Annotated in this window: 13 protein-coding genes and 3 pseudogenes; 8 read left to right on the forward strand and 8 right to left on the reverse strand. The window is 66.0% G+C overall.

All coding sequences use genetic code 11. The features are described from left to right. Positions 1-37: 37 nt before the first annotated feature. The gene (locus tag B4U45_RS07625; protein ID WP_075547350.1) at positions 38-1,759 is read right to left on the reverse strand and encodes a DUF3556 domain-containing protein; all 1,722 of its coding nucleotides are present in this window, start codon (positions 1,757-1,759) and stop codon (positions 38-40) included. Between the two features lie 116 nt (positions 1,760-1,875). On the opposite strand from B4U45_RS07625, the gene B4U45_RS07630 reads away from it, so the two are divergent. From B4U45_RS07630 to B4U45_RS07640, 3 genes are all read left to right on the forward strand, one after another. Continuing rightward, positions 1,876-2,094 (forward strand): hypothetical protein, encoded by a 219-nt coding sequence (locus tag B4U45_RS07630; RefSeq protein ID WP_075547349.1) that lies wholly within the window; start codon positions 1,876-1,878, stop codon positions 2,092-2,094. A gap of 464 nt (positions 2,095-2,558) precedes the next feature. Further along, the gene (locus B4U45_RS07635) at positions 2,559-3,875 is read left to right on the forward strand and encodes a PPE family protein, SVP subgroup (RefSeq protein WP_075547392.1); all 1,317 of its coding nucleotides are present in this window, start codon (positions 2,559-2,561) and stop codon (positions 3,873-3,875) included. Between the two features lie 120 nt (positions 3,876-3,995). Continuing rightward, positions 3,996-5,342 carry a flavin monoamine oxidase family protein gene (locus B4U45_RS07640; protein ID WP_075547348.1) on the forward strand — a complete coding sequence of 449 codons (1,347 nt, stop codon included), beginning with the start codon at positions 3,996-3,998 and terminating at the stop codon, positions 5,340-5,342. A gap of 84 nt (positions 5,343-5,426) precedes the next feature. Here the strand turns inward: B4U45_RS07640 and B4U45_RS07645 are convergent. The 4 genes and pseudogenes from B4U45_RS07645 to B4U45_RS07660 all read right to left on the reverse strand — a co-directional run. Further along, a pseudogene (locus B4U45_RS07645) lies at positions 5,427-5,696 on the reverse strand (WXG100 family type VII secretion target); the annotation flags it as partial. Between the two features lie 107 nt (positions 5,697-5,803). Continuing rightward, the gene (locus B4U45_RS07650; RefSeq protein WP_075547391.1) at positions 5,804-7,339 is read right to left on the reverse strand and encodes a radical SAM protein; all 1,536 of its coding nucleotides are present in this window, start codon (positions 7,337-7,339) and stop codon (positions 5,804-5,806) included. A gap of 5 nt (positions 7,340-7,344) precedes the next feature. Then, on the reverse strand, positions 7,345-7,740 hold the full coding sequence (locus tag B4U45_RS29015; RefSeq protein ID WP_075547347.1) for a hypothetical protein: 396 nt from the start codon (positions 7,738-7,740) through the stop codon (positions 7,345-7,347). Further along, positions 7,737-8,522 (reverse strand): prolipoprotein diacylglyceryl transferase, encoded by a 786-nt coding sequence (locus B4U45_RS07660; protein WP_075547346.1) that lies wholly within the window; start codon positions 8,520-8,522, stop codon positions 7,737-7,739. The genes B4U45_RS29015 and B4U45_RS07660 overlap by 4 nt, the downstream gene beginning before the upstream one ends. Before the next feature lie 60 nt (positions 8,523-8,582). Between B4U45_RS07660 and B4U45_RS29810 the strand changes: the two genes are divergently transcribed. Further along, positions 8,583-8,774 (forward strand): hypothetical protein, encoded by a 192-nt coding sequence (locus B4U45_RS29810; RefSeq protein WP_075547345.1) that lies wholly within the window; start codon positions 8,583-8,585, stop codon positions 8,772-8,774. 38 nt (positions 8,775-8,812) lie between these two features. On the opposite strand, the gene B4U45_RS07670 is transcribed toward B4U45_RS29810, so the two are convergent. Beyond that, on the reverse strand, positions 8,813-9,322 hold the full coding sequence (locus B4U45_RS07670) for a DoxX family protein (RefSeq protein ID WP_075547344.1): 510 nt from the start codon (positions 9,320-9,322) through the stop codon (positions 8,813-8,815). Between the two features lie 209 nt (positions 9,323-9,531). Here B4U45_RS07670 and B4U45_RS07675 point away from each other — a divergent pair, with 209 nt between their 5' ends. Further along, positions 9,532-11,091, forward strand: a complete 1,560-nt coding sequence (locus tag B4U45_RS07675) for a pyruvate, phosphate dikinase (protein WP_075547390.1) — start codon at positions 9,532-9,534, stop codon at positions 11,089-11,091. A gap of 285 nt (positions 11,092-11,376) precedes the next feature. On the opposite strand, the gene B4U45_RS07680 is transcribed toward B4U45_RS07675, so the two are convergent. After that, a complete protein-coding gene (locus B4U45_RS07680) occupies positions 11,377-12,750 on the reverse strand; it encodes an IS1380 family transposase (RefSeq protein ID WP_075547343.1) in 1,374 nt (457 codons plus the stop codon). 94 nt (positions 12,751-12,844) lie between these two features. Next, positions 12,845-13,084 carry a hypothetical protein gene (locus B4U45_RS07685; RefSeq protein WP_158006342.1) on the reverse strand — a complete coding sequence of 80 codons (240 nt, stop codon included), beginning with the start codon at positions 13,082-13,084 and terminating at the stop codon, positions 12,845-12,847. Positions 13,085-14,427: 1,343 nt separating this feature from the next. Between B4U45_RS07685 and B4U45_RS07690 the strand changes: the two genes are divergently transcribed. From B4U45_RS07690 to B4U45_RS29025, 3 genes and pseudogenes are all read left to right on the forward strand, one after another. After that, entirely contained in the window at positions 14,428-14,685 is a 258-nt protein-coding gene (locus B4U45_RS07690; RefSeq protein ID WP_089024984.1) for a hypothetical protein, read from the forward strand. Between the two features lie 104 nt (positions 14,686-14,789). Beyond that, positions 14,790-15,100, forward strand: a pseudogene (locus B4U45_RS07695) (hypothetical protein). Between the two features lie 37 nt (positions 15,101-15,137). Then, positions 15,138-15,581, forward strand: a pseudogene (locus B4U45_RS29025) (HNH endonuclease signature motif containing protein); the annotation flags it as partial. Positions 15,582-15,881 lie beyond the last annotated feature (300 nt).

The raw sequence follows: 15,881 nt of genomic DNA on the forward strand, positions 1-15,881 counted from the left end.
GCACGAAATCTCGCAGTGGCGTCACGCTCGGCGCCACCTATTCGGACAGCACCTGGACCGGCAGGTCGTCGGCCCAGGGCTGTCGGGTCACCATGTCGGCGACCCGCACGTAGCCGTGTTCGAACTCGCCGGTCGCCGCATCCACCAGCCGGTAGGCCTGTGTCTGCTTGTGGATGGGTTGCGCGTCGAGCAGGACGATCCGCACCTCGCCCGGCTCGAAGTGGCAGCGGTGCTGCATCGCGGCGATCAGTTGCTCGTTGTGCATATGGCCGTCGCCGAAATTCCAGCCGATCGCGGTGCTGCAGATCCGCTCGCCGTCGGTGATGACGTAGTCGTCTTCGTTCTGCCCGGCCATGGCCCGGTGCGCCAGGGTGAACAGCGCCCTGCCGTGAGTGTTCATGGCGCGGAACGCATATCCGAGATACATCGGGATTTGCGCCTTGTCCTTGCCGTAGAAGCGCTCCAGCTGCGCGGCCGGCATGCTGGCAATCGCGACGATGCCCTTGCCGATCTTCTCGCTTGCCGACGGCTTGATGCACCACAGCGTGGTGTCCCAGTTGCCGGCGTAGTAGCGCATGCCGGGCAGAAACGAGATCTTGCGCGGGAACAGATTGCCCAGAACGACGGTGCCGGCCACCACCGCGAACAGAATCGCAACCGGCACAGGGTTTTTCACATCGCTCAGGCCGAGACCCGCGTGGCCGACGAACAGTGACAGCACGCCGAAGATCATGAACACATTCCACTCCAGCGGCACCCCCATCGGGATCGCGGTCAGGATGCCCAGGTGAAAGCACACCATCACGAACGCTGCTACCGCGGTCGGCCAGCCACCGTGCGCGAAGAACAGCACCACCGGCACGGCCATCTCGATGAAGGTGCTGACGTGGGCGATCATCCGGGACAAACGTCCGGGCCGCAGGTCGTCGGGGAACTTCTCGAAAAACATCCGCTTGATGAACCGCGGCCGAATCAGCGGGTTGTTGGACATCATGGTGGAGATCACGAACGGGAAGTGCTTGTTCAGCTTCGACGTCGCCGCCCCGATCCAGATCACCAGAAACACCAGTTTGGCGGCGACGATCAGGTCGGCACCGCTGAATAGGAACGCCACGGTCAGCGAACCGTAGACCTCGCCGCGGGCGGCCAGAAAGATCACCTTGTCGCGCAATCCGGCGACGGCCAGGATCGCCAGAATCGTCCAGATCTGCCACACCGGTAACAACCCGACCTTGGTGCCCAACTCCGGGACGGCGCCGGTGCCGTCTGAGAACAACGCCCACAGCGTCATCACCAACAGCGCCGCATACAGCAGCACATCCACCGGAGCCCGCGTCGTGCCATTGGTCAGCGGGACCCTGCCGGGCCACGGAGGCAGCCGAATGGTGTTGGGCCGCAACCAGTACAGGATCGACCCCAGCGGCGGGAAGAACCGATTGTTCAATGGTCCGAAGCCGCAACCCAATCCGATCACCTCGAACAGCATCGTGTAGAGCACGACCTTCTCGAAGACTATCGGCTCCGCGTACCACGACCCGACGTCGGTGAACCCGTCGATCCCTGTCGTGCTGAGCACTACCAGCCAGGCGCCCACGATGTAGAGGCCGATCTTGACGACGTAGAACAGGTGCAGCGCCACCGGTGTGCCGAAGCCGACTTCGGCCCAGTGGCGGGCCATCGGGCGGATCTTCTCGCTGCGGGTGCCCTTGCTCCACTCGGGGATGTCGACCTGAGGCAGTTCGGGTTTGAGGAATCCCATGGTGTCTCAGATTAGAACGTGTTCTAGCCGCGTGGGTTCATCTTCGCGGCCAATTCTTTACCGGTCCCCGCGGGCGCGGATAGCGTGGAGTTCTGCCGTGCTGAGGAGGCTTTCAGATGAGCAGATGGCGGTTTGTCGCATTGACCATAGTGACGGTGTTCTCGCCGATCGCGGTCGCCGGGGGCGGCATCGCCGCGGCCCAGGCGCCGTCTCCGGGTGATTCCTGTGCGGTGCTGCACGCGACCACCCAGGACGCCAACGGCCGGACGATGTGGTGCAACCCCACCATGACCGGCGATCACAGCCTGGTGTGGCAATACGGCGGACCGGGTTAGCGGCCGGCGACATCGCAGCCGACGTGAGTCAGAAAGTGGCGTTGGTCACCTAACGGGTCGAACCACCGGGCCCGCGCCTGCCTGTGGCGGCCCACGGCCTTCTAGCCCAGCGACTCGAGCCGTGCTCGACGACACCGTTCGGCGGCGCCGCTGCGGGTAGGCCATCTTGTCGATACCGATCCTGGGCGATGACCAATTGCGCAGTCCCGCACGTACTCACCGGCCGCAGCGGCGCTACACCGATAACGGGTGAGCTGAGTCTCGGCGTGCGACCGCCCGAATCGCGGTGGTGTCGTCGATTGCCGCGCCCGAGGACCGGCACGGCCTGTGGCCGCGATGCGATGTGTCGAATTTCGACGAGTCCGGTTCCAGTTCGGTTGGCCGAGATGGGCATTGCGCCCCTAATATGCCGTGACCGGCGCTGGCACCGTCCCGGCCGCGCCGCACCGATCGGAGAAACGACATTGGATTTCGCGGTACTACCTCCCGAGATCAACTCTGCCCGGATTTACGCCGGTCCCGGCTCGGGACCGCTGCTGGCCGCCGCAACGGCCTGGGACGGGCTGGCCGCCGAGCTGCACTCGGTAGCGAGCTCCTATGAGTCGGTGATCGGGGGGTTGGCCTGCGGTCCCTGGGTTGGCCCGTCGTCGGCGTCGATGGCCGCCGCGGCCGCCGAGTTTGTGACGTGGACCAGAGCTACCGCCGCGGGAGCCGAGCAGGCAGCCGGCCAGGCCGTGGCCGCGGCCGCCGCATTCGAGACGGCGTTTGCGCAAACGGTGCCTCCGCCGGTGGTCGCGGCCAACCGCATGCTGCTGACGGCGCTGATCGCGACCAATCTTTTCGGGCAAAACGCCCCGGCCATCGCGGTCGCCGAGGCACAGTACGCCGATATGTGGGTCCAAGATGCCGCGGCGATGTACGGCTATGCGGGTTCGTCGGCGTCGGCGACCAGGTTGACCCCATTCACCCCGCCGCCGCCCAACACCGAGACCACCGGGTTATCGGTCCAAGCCGCCGCGGTGGCCCGGTCCACTGGGGCCTCGGCCGGCAACGCCCGGCACAACGCGTCGAGCACCAGTCGATCCTTGTCCGCGGTGCCCAATACGCTGTCAAGCCTCGCGAGCCCGGCGGCGGCCATTCCCTCACTGACGCCCCTAGAGTGGCTGGACCTGCTGGCGGACCTCAGTGGGCTGTTAGTCGACCCGGAAATAGGGGCCGCGGGACTTGGTTTCGACTCAATTGTCGGGATTACCGGACTTCCCTACGACATTGTCGGCTATCAGATTGGTGTCCACACGGATGACATCGTCAGTGGTTGGGCCGGAATCGAGTCCTTTCCGGGGACCGCGCCAGTGACGTCGGCACCCATCACCGATCTGGGCGGGTCGGCGGTTTCGGCGGTTCTGGGCGACGCGAACTCGATCGCCGGGCTGTCGGTGCCGCCGACCTGGACAGCGGCCGCGCCCGAGATCCGCTCTCTGGCAGTCGCATTGCCCGCCACCAGCCTCGGTGCGGCCGCAGAAGCCGGTGGCGCCGGAAGCCTGTTCAGCCAAATGGCCTTGGCCGGCATGGCCGGGCGAGCAATGGCGTGTGCGGGCAATGGGAGCAGGCGTGAGCGGGTCGGCGCGGTCAAGCGAGATCCGATATCACCGGCCAGCTCAGCAACCGGGCCAATCACGAGTATCGCGGCGGAGCTGCGTGAGCTAGCGTCCCTGCGCGATTCCGGAATCCTCACCGAGGATGAATTCATCGAGCAGAAACAACGGCTGCTGCCGCATTGATCCGAGCCAGACCTTTTCGGGGCCTGTTGTTCGAGTCGTTGCATCCGCCCGGATTCGGCCGCCGAAAGGCCGCAATCGGTGTAGTTTGCTGGCCAACGCACATCAACCGAGGAGCAAATCGTGGCGGATGTCGATTTCTGCGTGGTGGGTGCCGGCTTCGCGGGTTTGACTGCGGCGCTGCGGTTACACCGAGCCGGTCATTCGGTGGTGTTGCTGGAAGCCCGTGACCGGGCCGGCGGTCGTACCTACACCGTGACCCGCGACGACGGGGTATGGATCGATCGCGGCGGGGCATGGATCGGACCCGGCCAGGACCGCATCTACGCCCTGATGGCGGAATTCGGGGTACCCGAATACAAGCAGTACAACGACGGCGAGGCCATGATGGTCGTCGGCGGCAAAAAGCATCGCTACGGCGGCACCATCCCGTGGACGATGAGCCCGTGGGCGGTCACCAACCTTGGCCTTGGTTTGGCCGCGGTAGAGAAGATGTGCAAATCGATCCCCCGCGAAGCCCCGTGGGAGGCAAAGCGCGCCGCCGAATGGGACCGCATCAGCTTGGGGCAATGGCTCGACAAGAACACCGTGTCCAAACCCGCCCGCGACATGCTGGACATGGCATTGGCCGGACCCTACACCTCCGCGGCATCGGAGACGTCGTTGCTGTGGGTACTGCTGCAGATGGCCTCCGGGGGTGGTCCCACCTTCGTCATTTCGGGTAAGGGCGGCGCGCAGGACGCCCGCCCGGTTGGCGGGATGGGTGCCATCTACGGCCCGATGGTCGCCGAACTTGGTGATGCGGTGCACTTTTCACGACCGGTGCGGCTCATCGCGCAGGACGGCGATGGCGTGACGATCCGCTCGGACGACCTAACGGTGCGCGCGCGGCGAGCGATCGTGGCGATCCCGCTGGCAATCGCCAACACGATCGACTACGAGCCGACGCTTCCGGTGGACCGGGCGCTGCTGCATCATCGGATGCCCAGCGGCGCCGTCTACAAGATCTCAATCGTCTACGACGAGCCGTTCTGGCGTGCCGATGGTTTGTCCGGCCAGTCCGCCGCGCCCGGTTCTACGGTCACCTTGACCATCGACGCCTGTACGGACAGGGCGGTGCCGGGGATCATGTGCGTGATCACCGAAGGACCTGCCGCGCGCCGGCTGGCGCGGCTCGGCGAGGCCGAGCGCAGGGCGGTGGTCATCGGCGAACTCGCCGACCGGTTCGGCGCCAAGGCGCGTGCGCCGCGCGAATTCCACGAGCAGGACTGGATTTTGGATCGCTACTCCGGCGGCGGAATGATCAGTCACGCGCCGACCGGTGTGCTGACCCAATTCGGCTACACCCTGCGTCCGCCGTGCGGGCGCATCCACTGGGCCGGAACCGAGAGCTCGGCCACCATGTGCGGCTGGGTTGACGGCGCAATCCGCTCCGGGGAGCGCGCCGCGTCGGAGGTGCTGGCGGCCTGAATCGCTTTCGCGGCAACGCAATTCGACCCGGCCGCAAGGAGTCCGACTGCTTTTCTCGGTGGGCGGGCGCGGGGCTGTAGGTTCGGCCCGACCGGAGCCGACGGCGGAGTCGGTTTGGGCCATGTTGGAACCGGCGGCTTGCACCTTTTGGTCGTGGGGCGTTGGCCTGTTCGTAGATCACCTGGAAGTCGCGGCCCAACGCAGTGATGAACTCCTGGCAGGCCACCGACCCGACCCCGCCCCAGAAGTCGTCGGCGGCCAACACATCCCGCACGATCGCCTGATGCTCGGCCTTCAACACGCCAACTGCGCCCGAATCAACGCACCTGAGCATCCGGCGGCAAAGGCGGGCAGTTGTTCGGACTTGACGGCAATAACGGGCGGCAGTAGCCGCCGGGCGTGCGACCCGGCAGCCTAGCTGCGGTCGCCTACCGGCGACGAACTCGCCGCTGCCGGAATCATCACACCACCGGCAGCAGCCGCTCGGCAGCCACCGATAGCCGCTGCCGGCCGAGCGCCGGCCAGGCCTGCACCGCGCAGAACGGTGCGCACTGATCCTGTGACGACCGCGTGCCGACATGCACGCAGCACTGCACCAGCCGCTCTTCGATCATCGTCGACATATCCATGAACGGTTTGACGGTGATACGCAGCACCCGCTCCCCCAGCAGCCGCCGCAGCTGGCGCCGTCGCCCGGGCAGCGCGCTGGAGGCCAGGGTCAGCAGGGTTGCCATGCCCAGGTCGCAATTCTGGCAGATCAGACGCCACACGTCGGACATCTGCGGGTGCGACAACGACGACTGTTCCGACAGCAACGCCAGCAGCGATTCACGCACCGCCAGCCGCAACTCGCGGGGAATATCCCTGTCGGCGATACGGTTTGCGACCAGGCCCAGCTTGTCTTTGAGGTTGTCGTGACCGATCAAGGCCACCAGTGAGCGCCACCGCCCGCCGTCGTCGCGCAGCAGGTACCCCACCGAACAACAATGCGGGTGTGAGCACGGTAGCGCGGTCAGATCCCGCCACGTGACCAGATCGTCGGTCTGTGGCCCCAGCCTCCTGAGCACACCGGTGTGCGTGAGCCGATTGTCGGCGTCGATGAATCCCGAACGCCCCGAACCGAACTGGGGTTGAATGCAGACCCCGCCCACATAGGGTGTTTGTAGGGCAAGCCGAACCACGTCGCCGATCTCGTGGTCGTTGACGCCCAGAGTGGCCGTCATCACCAAGGTGGTGAAGATCTCCCGTTCCGACAGCCGGCGCAACGCGTCTTGCTTGATCCGACGAAGATCCCCGCCTCGATGGTATCGATGTGCGGCCTGCGAGAGCCCGTCGTATTGCAGGTACACCTCGGCGCGCTCGCGGTGCTCGGTGAGCACGTCGAGTAATCCGTCGTCCTGGGCTACTCGGATTCCGTTGGTGTTGAGCAATATTCGCGTGATAGGCCGCGCACTCAGTTCGGCCAACAACTCCGGTAATTGCGGATGCAGGCTGGGTTCGCCGCCGCTGAGCATCAGCACATCGAGGCGCCCGTTCTCGCGCTCGAGACGCTGGTCGACGTTGGCCAGCACGTCGCCGATCGCCACGACATGACGTAGGTCCGGCGATGAATCGGCAAAGCAGGTCGGGCAGCGCAGGTTGCACGTCTCGGCGATGTCCTCCAGCAGGATGCAGGTGTGCTGGGTCTGCATCTGCGGCAGACCACGCAGATACGCCGACGGAATCGGGTCGAAGTTGACCGGCGTATCGGGGACGTGAGCCTTTGTCGGAGCCGTCCATTCTTCAAGGTAGGAAAGGATTTCCGGATCTTCGTCGTAGAGGGTTCGGACCAGGCCGTGGGAGCGGCAGCCGCGCTCCAGCCAGACCAGCCCGTCGCGCACGGCCAGCCAGCCGCTAAGCCGGGCGACATCACTCAACGGACGATCCGGTTCCTGGTCGTGACAGCGCGGGCAGAACGCGTTGACGTAGCGATGAATGCTGTCGCCCCGCAATCCCATGCCGGTCATCCGGCAGATCCGTACAGCGTCGGATTCAAGCCCGTGCAGAAGCCGACCGTGACGATCGACGTGATCGCCCAACCGATCATCAACCCCATCCCAATTCCCCTCGCCCAAGGGTTTCGCAGCACCACCAGTACGCCACCGCCGCCAAAGGCGATCAGCCCCAGGACAATAGCTCCCGTCACCAGAGCGGCATGGGACGAGACGGCTTGGGCAAGGCCCGCAACCACCATGAATCCGACCACCAGATTGATTCCGAAATAAAGGAATACACCGACCACGACCGCCCCGAAGATCTCCCCACCGGACCTGCCGGGTGGCGGAGGCCAGCCGGGGTAGGGCTGGTTCGGGTCGTAGGGATGGCCCGGCGGAGGCCAACCCGGTGGTGGGTTTGTCATGCTGGCAGTGCCTGCCTGTGCAGCAGTGGCTCATAGTGGCCACGCCGGTACCCGTAGCCTAGCCGTACGGCGATGAGAACAACCGAGGGCAGCAAAAACCATTGGGGCCGTGTCAAACCCAGCCACACGGTTTCGTTGGCCCGGACGAACTCGACGAAGAACCGGAACACCGCATAACCCGCGACGTAGAGGACGAACAGCTCACCGGGTTGGGTGAGCTTATTGCGCAGCCATAGCAGAACGGCGAACGCGGCCAGCTGAAAACCGATCTCGTAAAGGAACGACGGATGCATCGCGGCGCCAATGAGGCAACCCGGGCATTTCGGCGTGGCGGCAGGGGCGTGCACACCCCACGGCAGGCCGGTCGGCCGGCCGGGAGCTTCGGTGAGGTGACAGCCGACGCGACCGACAGCCATTCCCAATGCGACCGCCGGGGCGAACAGATCGCCGGTTTTGCCGCGGAAGCCGCCGATCCGCTTGGCGATCAGCACGCCGACGTAGGCGCCCACGAGGCCACCCAGGATGCTGCGCGACCCAAATTCCCAGGCCTGCAACAAGGTCGGGTTGAGCCGGACATCGATATGTTCCGCCCACCCGGACAGCCGCATGCCGATTGCCCCGCCGACCAGAGCTCCTGTCACCGCCACCAGCGATTGGTCATTCACCGCACCGCGGCGGCGGGCTTCGGCGAAAAAAACTACCGTGGCCACCAGCACACCCAGCCCGACGAACACGCCGTGTACCGGCAGCGTCAGCGGTCCTACCCGCCAGTGCGGAACCACCCGGACAGCCTATATTGATCCGGCATCGAACGGACTCGTCGCGCCGAGGACAGCGTTACGTTGACCGCGGCACCCGCCTCCGGCGGCTCGGGCGCGCCCGGCATGCCGGGCGGTAACGGTGGGCCGGCGGGATTGTTCGGGATCGGCGGTGCCGGCGGGACCGGCGGCTCAGCGGCGGCGGTTGGCAGGCTGTTCGCCACCGGTGGCGCCGGCGGCCAGCTGCTCGGCCAGCACGGCAACAACGGCCGGTGATAGTCGGCGGACCCGCCCGGTCGCGTGCCCGATATGCGCTACCCGGTTTGTTGGACCGGCGGCCGGTAGAAGATCAGCAACTGCCCGATGGCGCCGGCGAGGCCGAGTCCGAGTGAGATCAGCAGGCCGGGCCACCCGTCGAACCAGTTCTTTCCGAAGATCACCCAGTCCAGGCTGAGCTTTCCCGCGCCAAGGGTGGCGATGACGATGGCGCTGACCGCCAGCACCAGGTTGTATTCCCAGCCCTCCTTGACGATGAAGAAGCCGTTGGGCCGGTGCACGGTCCATGCCGCGACCAGCATGAGCGACACGAAACCCGCGGCCGGGATGGGAGTGAGCAGACCCGCGGCCAACCCCAGTCCGGCGGCCGTCTCGGTGCTGGCGGCCACCGTCGCGTGAAACTTCCCGGGCTTCATGCCGATGCTCTCGAACCAGCGTGCGGTGCCCGGTATCCGGCCGCCACCGAAGAACTTGTTCAAGCCGTGCGCGGCCAGTGTCAGGCCCAGCACCAGCCGCAGGATCAGCAACCCGGCGTCATACGGAGTCATACCGTCAAAATTAGATCATCCGGCCCCGCTCCCGACAGCTGCGGCGAGCCGCCGGTTCCGGTGATCGGTGTGGAAACATTGCGGACGTTCCGACGTTAGCCCGCAACCGCTTCAGGCTTGCCCGACCACGAGGGGGTGCATCAATGGCTGGTATCCCACGAGGCGGTGATCCCCTCGAAGATCCCCTCGAAGGCATCCGGAAAGACCCGGTGGTCTTGCTGGATGGACAAACGGATCATTCCCGCGAGGTTCTGGGAAACAAGGGCCACGGCATCGACGTGATGCGCCGCCACTCGCTGCCGGTACCGCCCGCGTTCTGCATCACCACCGAAGTGGGCGTACGGTACCTGGCCGACCCCGGGCCGACCATGGACGCGATTTGGGACGACGTGCTGCAGCGGATGCGCTGGCTGGAGGCGGAGACCGCGCGCACATTCGGCCGCGGGCCGTGTCCGTTGCTGGTCAGCGTGCGCTCGGGGGCCACCCAGTCGATGCCCGGGATGATGGACACGATCCTGGACCTGGGCCTCAACGACGCCGTCGAGCAGGCCCTGGCCGCGGCCGGCACCGCTGATTTCGCCGCTGACACCCGCCGGCGGTTCATCCGCATGTATCGGCGAGTGACGGGCCGCGACCCCGCCGAGGATCCATACGAGCAGTTGCGCGCCGGCGTCGGGGCCGTCTTCGCTTCCTGGAATTCTCCGCGGGCCAAGGCCTACCGCGAGCACTACGGCCGAGACGACCAGGGTGGTACCGCGGTGGTCGTGCAGGCCATGGTGTTCGGCAACCAGACGGCCGACTCGGGCGCCGGGGTGCTCTCCTCCCGCAACCCCATCACCGGCGCCAACGAACCGTTCGGCGACTGGCTGCCCGGCGGTCAGGGCGACGACGTGGTCTCGGGAGTGGTGGACGTCGAGCCGATTGCGGCCCTGCGCGACCGGCTACCGGCTGCCTTTGACGAGCTGATCGCGGCCGCCCGATGTCTGGAGCGACTGACCTCAGACGTCCCGGAAATCGAGTTCACCGTCGAAAACGGCAAGCTCTGGCTGTTGCAGACACGGTCTGCCGAGCGGTCGGCGCAGGCCGCGGTGCGGCTGGCTCTGCAACTGCGACACGAAGGTCTCATCGACGACGCCCAGACACTGCGCCGAATAGCCCCCACGCATGTGGAAGCCCTGTTGCGGCCGGCTCTGCAGCCCGAAACACGTTTGGCCGCAACACTTTTAGCCAAGGGCCTGCCCGCCTGTCCGGGCGTGGCCACCGGAATCGCCTACACCGACGTGGATGCGGCGCTGGACGCTGCCGACCGGGGCGAGCCGGTCATCCTGGTGCGCGACCACACCAGGCCCGAAGACGTGCTGGGCATGCTGGCCGCGCAGGGCATTGTCACCGAGGTCGGCGGCGCGGCCAGCCACGCGGCCGTCGTCAGCCGCGAGCTCGGCCGGGTTGCCGTGGTCGGCTGCGGCCACGGCGTAGCCGCGAGCCTGGACGGCAAGCAGATCACCGTCGACGGACATCAGGGCGAGGTGCGCGCCGGGAGCCTGCCGCTGTCCGCGTGGTCCGAGAACGACACCCCGGAGCTGCGGGAACTCACCGGCATCGCGTTGCGCATCAGCCCGCTACGCGCCCACGCCACCGGCGACTACCCCAGGCTCGAGGATCATTCCGAGGCCGCCGCACGGGCTGCGATGACCGCCGGACATACCGATGTGGTGTCGGACGCGCCACTGATCACCATGTTGCATGCGCTCCGGGCATCGACTGCTTGACACCGGTTTCGTCAAAATATTTGCGCGCACCCGCAAGAGTTTCCGACTTATCCGACCTTTCCCCACTGGGCAACACGCTCCGCCCAAGCCGTCGCCACTGCGCAGCGCACTTGTCCGCGGCGCCGCACCTGAACTGACCCGGCGTCGACGCAGGACACCCCCGGAGGTTTGGGCCCGCGTAACCAACTTTCGGGCGTGGGCAGCGAGGTTCCTGGGGCCGGGCCTGGGATGGCGGGTGGACAGGGTCTGGTCGTGGGGTCAGGCGGCGCGGGGCTGGGCGGTCGGTTAGCTGATGACGTTGTCCCACAGTTGTTTCCATCCGGTTCGCCGGGGCCAGTAAGCAGGTAGGTGCAGCATCGGTTTGCGGGCGGGGGCGGCGAAGCGGGCGGGCACGTTGACCAAGTCGCGGCGCATGGTGGCACCACGGGCCACGGTGTGGTGACCGCCGGCGAGAGTGCCCGCGGCGCGCAACAGGTTATGTGCGATCACCGCGCAGGCCAACCAGGCACAGTTCGCTGCAAAAAGCCCTGAAGGTGCATGAGCCAGTGGGCCGTCGATCAGATCAGCGAAGGTGGTCTCGATGATGGCGTGGCGGCGGTGGGTGATGTCGGCCTCGGCGGTGGGCAACTCGGAGTTGGTCACGAACGGGTGATAACGCCACACCGGAAACAACGCATCGGGGTAGCGGGCGTCTTTGACGCGGCGCACCACCAGCCGCACGGTCAGCGTGCGGCCGCGGCCCAGGTGCACGGTGTAGGGCGTTTCGGCGACCTGGGCATCAGAGATCAACTCGCCAGTGTCGGGGTCGCTCACCGCGCCCGGATAGTGCACGGGAGTGTAGGCGGCCTCGTCGATGGCCTCGATCGCGGCGGTGATGCGCTTGTTGCGGCTTACCGACAGGGAGAACTGGGCGCCCTCGGCCACGCAGGTGCTCATCATTTTCTTGGTGCCAAACGCCGAGTCGCCGCGCACCAGGATGTTGGCGGCTCGACAGTCGCGGGCGGTGTGGATGGCCTGCTTGATTTGGGAGGCGGCCGCGCGCCCGGAGGCGGCCTTGCCGCTGCGGAGCCGCGCTTCGGCGATGACGGGTGCAGCCTGGGCGGTGGAGATGGTGGTTATCTGCGGCGACAGGCCCAAACGCAGCAGCGCGCGGCTGGCGATTTTGGCGTGCCCGAACGAGGCACCTTGCTTGTGGTGCCCATAGACCGGGCGCAGCAGCGAGTCGATGTCCACATACACGAGCTCTTCTGCCCCCGGCAGTAGCGGCGCCCGGGCTGCCAGCGCCGCCAGATGTTCGCGGGCTACCGCGGCGAGTTGGTTGGCGTGCCCGAAGGTGAACTCGCGCAGGAAGATGCCCAATGTCGAGGGCGCATATACCTCGTCGAACACCCGCGGTGTGCCGCCGGCGCGCAGTACGTCCGCGTCGTCGATGCTGTCGGCACCGCACATCATCGCGGCGATGATCGAGGTCAGCTTGCCGACCGGGTTGACCGCCCCGGACTTCACCCGGGTTGAGAGCAGGTCCACGTGCTTGTCGATCAACCGCGAAAGACCAGTCTGCCCAGCCAGTTCCAGCACTGGAACCAACCCGGCCGACGACAGCAGATTCTGCTCGTCAAATACTGCCGACGCGGCGGTGAACGTATAGGATGAGTGCACCGAAAATGCCTTCCCGAACTCTGGACAACATCGACGTAGACACTCGTATTGTCCCAGCTCAGAAGGCATTTTCGTTGTTCACACGCCGATCAAATCACCGGCCCATCCACGGATCCAGGCTAAGCCTCCAGCGAGTCGGCCGGGCTCGATCGGCTGGTACGCCCGGCAGCCCACCGCCCAGGCCATCTCCGCCGATCTGCGTGTCCAGGTGACCCGTTTCACCGGCCAGGAAGTGCAGACCGCCACCTACGTGGCGCGCTCCGCCGGTGAGCTGGGCGGCGAAGGCGCGGTGCGCGGCCACATCCAGGCCGTCGCCGCCATCACCACCACCCACACGCCGAATCCGACGGTGCCGCCATCACCGCCAGCCCCCTCAGCATCATCGCTGCTCGATGCCTTGACCGGCGCTAGCCCGCTGATGCGGCACATATCACCACAGGCCGCGGCCTCAGCAGCAGCACCACCGTGGCAAGCCCCACCAGCGGCCGGCGCGCTAGCGGGCATCGCGCCGCCGGTGCCGCTGCCGCCAGGTGCCGGCCCCCTGCCCGCCTTCGGCGGCAGCGGCGGTGGCGGGGCCGGGGCTGGTACCGGCGGCGGCTGGCTGTCCTCGCTGGCTGCCCGGCTGAGTTCGGGGATCGCCACCATGGCGGCCCCGGTCAGCACGGGCGCGGTCTCGACGGCCGCGACCGCGATCAGCGCACCGGCCGCTACTGCCGCGGCAACCCCGCTAGCACACGTCCAACCCCACCCGTCGCCGCCGACCGCCGAACCCCCAGCGACGCAGTTTGCCGATCCCGGCCAAGTGCGGCACGAGCACGCACCGCAACACCTGCCCTGCACCGATCCGCCGCAGACGCAATCCCCGCACGCGCGCCAATCCCCGGCCGCGCAGTCATCGCCCCCCACCCCCGCACCCGTCACACTCGACCCCGGTCCCACCAGGACCGCGCCGTCAGATACCACACCCAGGACTGGCAACAGCGCTGTCCAAATGCTGGGCTTCGGCCCGCCAGGGCCAGTACCGGCCCCGGCGGCACCATCTTTGCCCCTACCGCGTGACCCGACCCCGCCACCCATGCCGGTCGACCCTAAAGACATGAGCGCCGAGCAGGCGCTCGCAGAATGGGCCCAAGTTAACGCTGGAATACGGGCGTGGAACACCCAATGCGGCGTCGAAAACGTCGGGCCGCTGCCGCCGGCCCAATACAACGCCTGCATTGCCTCGCGCGGTCCTCTCCTTCAACGCCAAACCGCAATCCGGGCACGCTTAAACGACTTAGGCATACCCATAGAGGGCGAACCCGCCCTGGCCCCACGCGGCCGGGTACAGCCGGTTCCGAGCCCCCGCCAAACCAACCGGGTACGCCGTCAAGCCAAGAGCCAGTCCCTCCAGCACAGGAAACACCGCCATTCCCACCGCCTAACAGAATCAACGGAATCACCGATCATGGAGCAGGAAGGATCGCCGGACGCGACGGCGGTCATGGCGTCAGCGACAAGGCAATGCAATGCAATGCAAGATGCTGTTGCGAATCCTGTTGGGCCGCCCCAGTTTAAAGTAGACGAGCTTGGTAGAGGCGCTTACGTCTACGTTGGGAAAGACGCAACAGTGGTCCTAAACAAAGATGGCCAAGTGGTAACCGCCTGGGCGAACAGCCGGGCTGGATGGAGAAATCCGTGAGCAACGTTCTCGATGCTATTTCACCGGAGCACCGTCCCGTGATCGCGCAAGAATTAGAGAATCGTAATCCCGCTCTCTTCGACGAGCTTCGGCGCACAGAGAAGCCGACCAACGAACAGAGCGACGCTGTTATCGACGTGCTTTCCGACGCCTTGATGAAGACCTTTGGACCTGATTGGGTTCCGAATGATTATGGGTTGAAAATCGAACGAGCAATTGACGCATATTTAGAGACGTGGCCGATATACCGGTAATCGCTTGACACCAACTGTTGCCAGCACCAGGCGCGTACCGGGCATCGGGAGCGCGGTCGGGCTGGCATCCGCGTGGGACTGAAGGAACTTAGGCAGGAACGCACATGACGTACGCAGCCAGGGACGAAACGACGCTCCCCAAACTGCCTGCACAGATGCGGTGGGTGGTACTGGTGGACAAGCGTCAGCTCGCGGTGCTGCTGCTAGAAAACGAGGTACCGTCGCTTCCGCGACGGACACCTTGGAGGCGCGCGGTGATATCGACTACGAAAGCCAGCCGGTCGACGCAGTGGAGCGGCTATGTCGGCGTTTGGCCGACCAGGCGGTGCGTCAGTGGGGTTTTATGCAGGGTCTCAAGCAGAAGCTAGGACCAGGTGTCGACGTGCGGATGAAGCTGGTGGAGTGGAACCGGTGAGCTTAATGCCCCACCTGTGGGGGTAGCTTACGGATTTGCGACCAATCTCAAGTGTCTGTGCCGAAAACATTACCGAACGGCTAAAGACATTTCGCGGCGGCATCGCCGGATGGCGCGACGAGCAGCTGCCCGACGGCGTCGTGATCTGGATATCGCCGACCGGCAAGACATAACGAACGGTACCCGCGGGTGCCAAGTTGTTCTCGGATCCGGCGCCGCGCGGATCGCGCGAGCACACAACCGCAATCACGTTCAACGCCGCGTCAACACCGCCGAACAAGAGTTGCGGCAGGCGCGGAAAGCGGAGATCGAAGCACGCAAGTTTCGAAACCACATGCGCGACATGCTGCTTCTCTTCAAGGGCGAACCGAGCACCAGCCCGTTTTGCACCTGGGTGAATGATCCCCGGGAATCCGAGGAACTCCCACCGGACTGGCGACCACCGCCGGTACCCCCAGTGCCCGACGATCCACCATTTTGACGAGCATTAACCCCAATACCGTTCAGTTAAGACGGTGGATGGTGATGTTTGGTGAATGCTCGGGTTGGAGCCAGTGGGCGTAGTCGGCGCGTTTGACGTGCCACTTGGACATTTTGCGTTTGACCACCCGGGGTGCTGCGCGGTGGCGTCGGGCCGGGTTGAGGCGGTCGAGCAGTCGGCGCAGGAAGGCGCGCCAGTGCCGGTCAGGCGTTTCGGGGTGGTCCGGGGGGAAAAGCGCCCTGCTGGGCGACGGATTGACGCGTGATGCTCAGTGCGGCAGTGAAACTGACGCGGTCGGGG

Source organism: Mycobacterium persicum (assembly GCF_002086915.1).
Classification (GTDB): Bacteria; Actinomycetota; Actinomycetes; order Mycobacteriales; family Mycobacteriaceae; genus Mycobacterium; species Mycobacterium persicum.

Excerpts from the sequence above, each read along its gene's own strand:
- B4U45_RS07625 (WP_075547350.1), bottom strand. The coding sequence starts at position 1,759 with ATGGGATTCCTCAAACCCGAACTGCCTCAGGTCGACATCCCCGAGTGG.
- B4U45_RS07630 (WP_075547349.1), top strand. The coding sequence starts at position 1,876 with ATGAGCAGATGGCGGTTTGTCGCATTGACCATAGTGACGGTGTTCTCG.
- B4U45_RS07650 (WP_075547391.1), bottom strand. The coding sequence starts at position 7,339 with ATGGGATTGCGGGGCGACAGCATTCATCGCTACGTCAACGCGTTCTGC.
- B4U45_RS29015 (WP_075547347.1), bottom strand. The coding sequence starts at position 7,740 with ATGACAAACCCACCACCGGGTTGGCCTCCGCCGGGCCATCCCTACGAC.
- B4U45_RS07670 (WP_075547344.1), bottom strand. The coding sequence starts at position 9,322 with ATGACTCCGTATGACGCCGGGTTGCTGATCCTGCGGCTGGTGCTGGGC.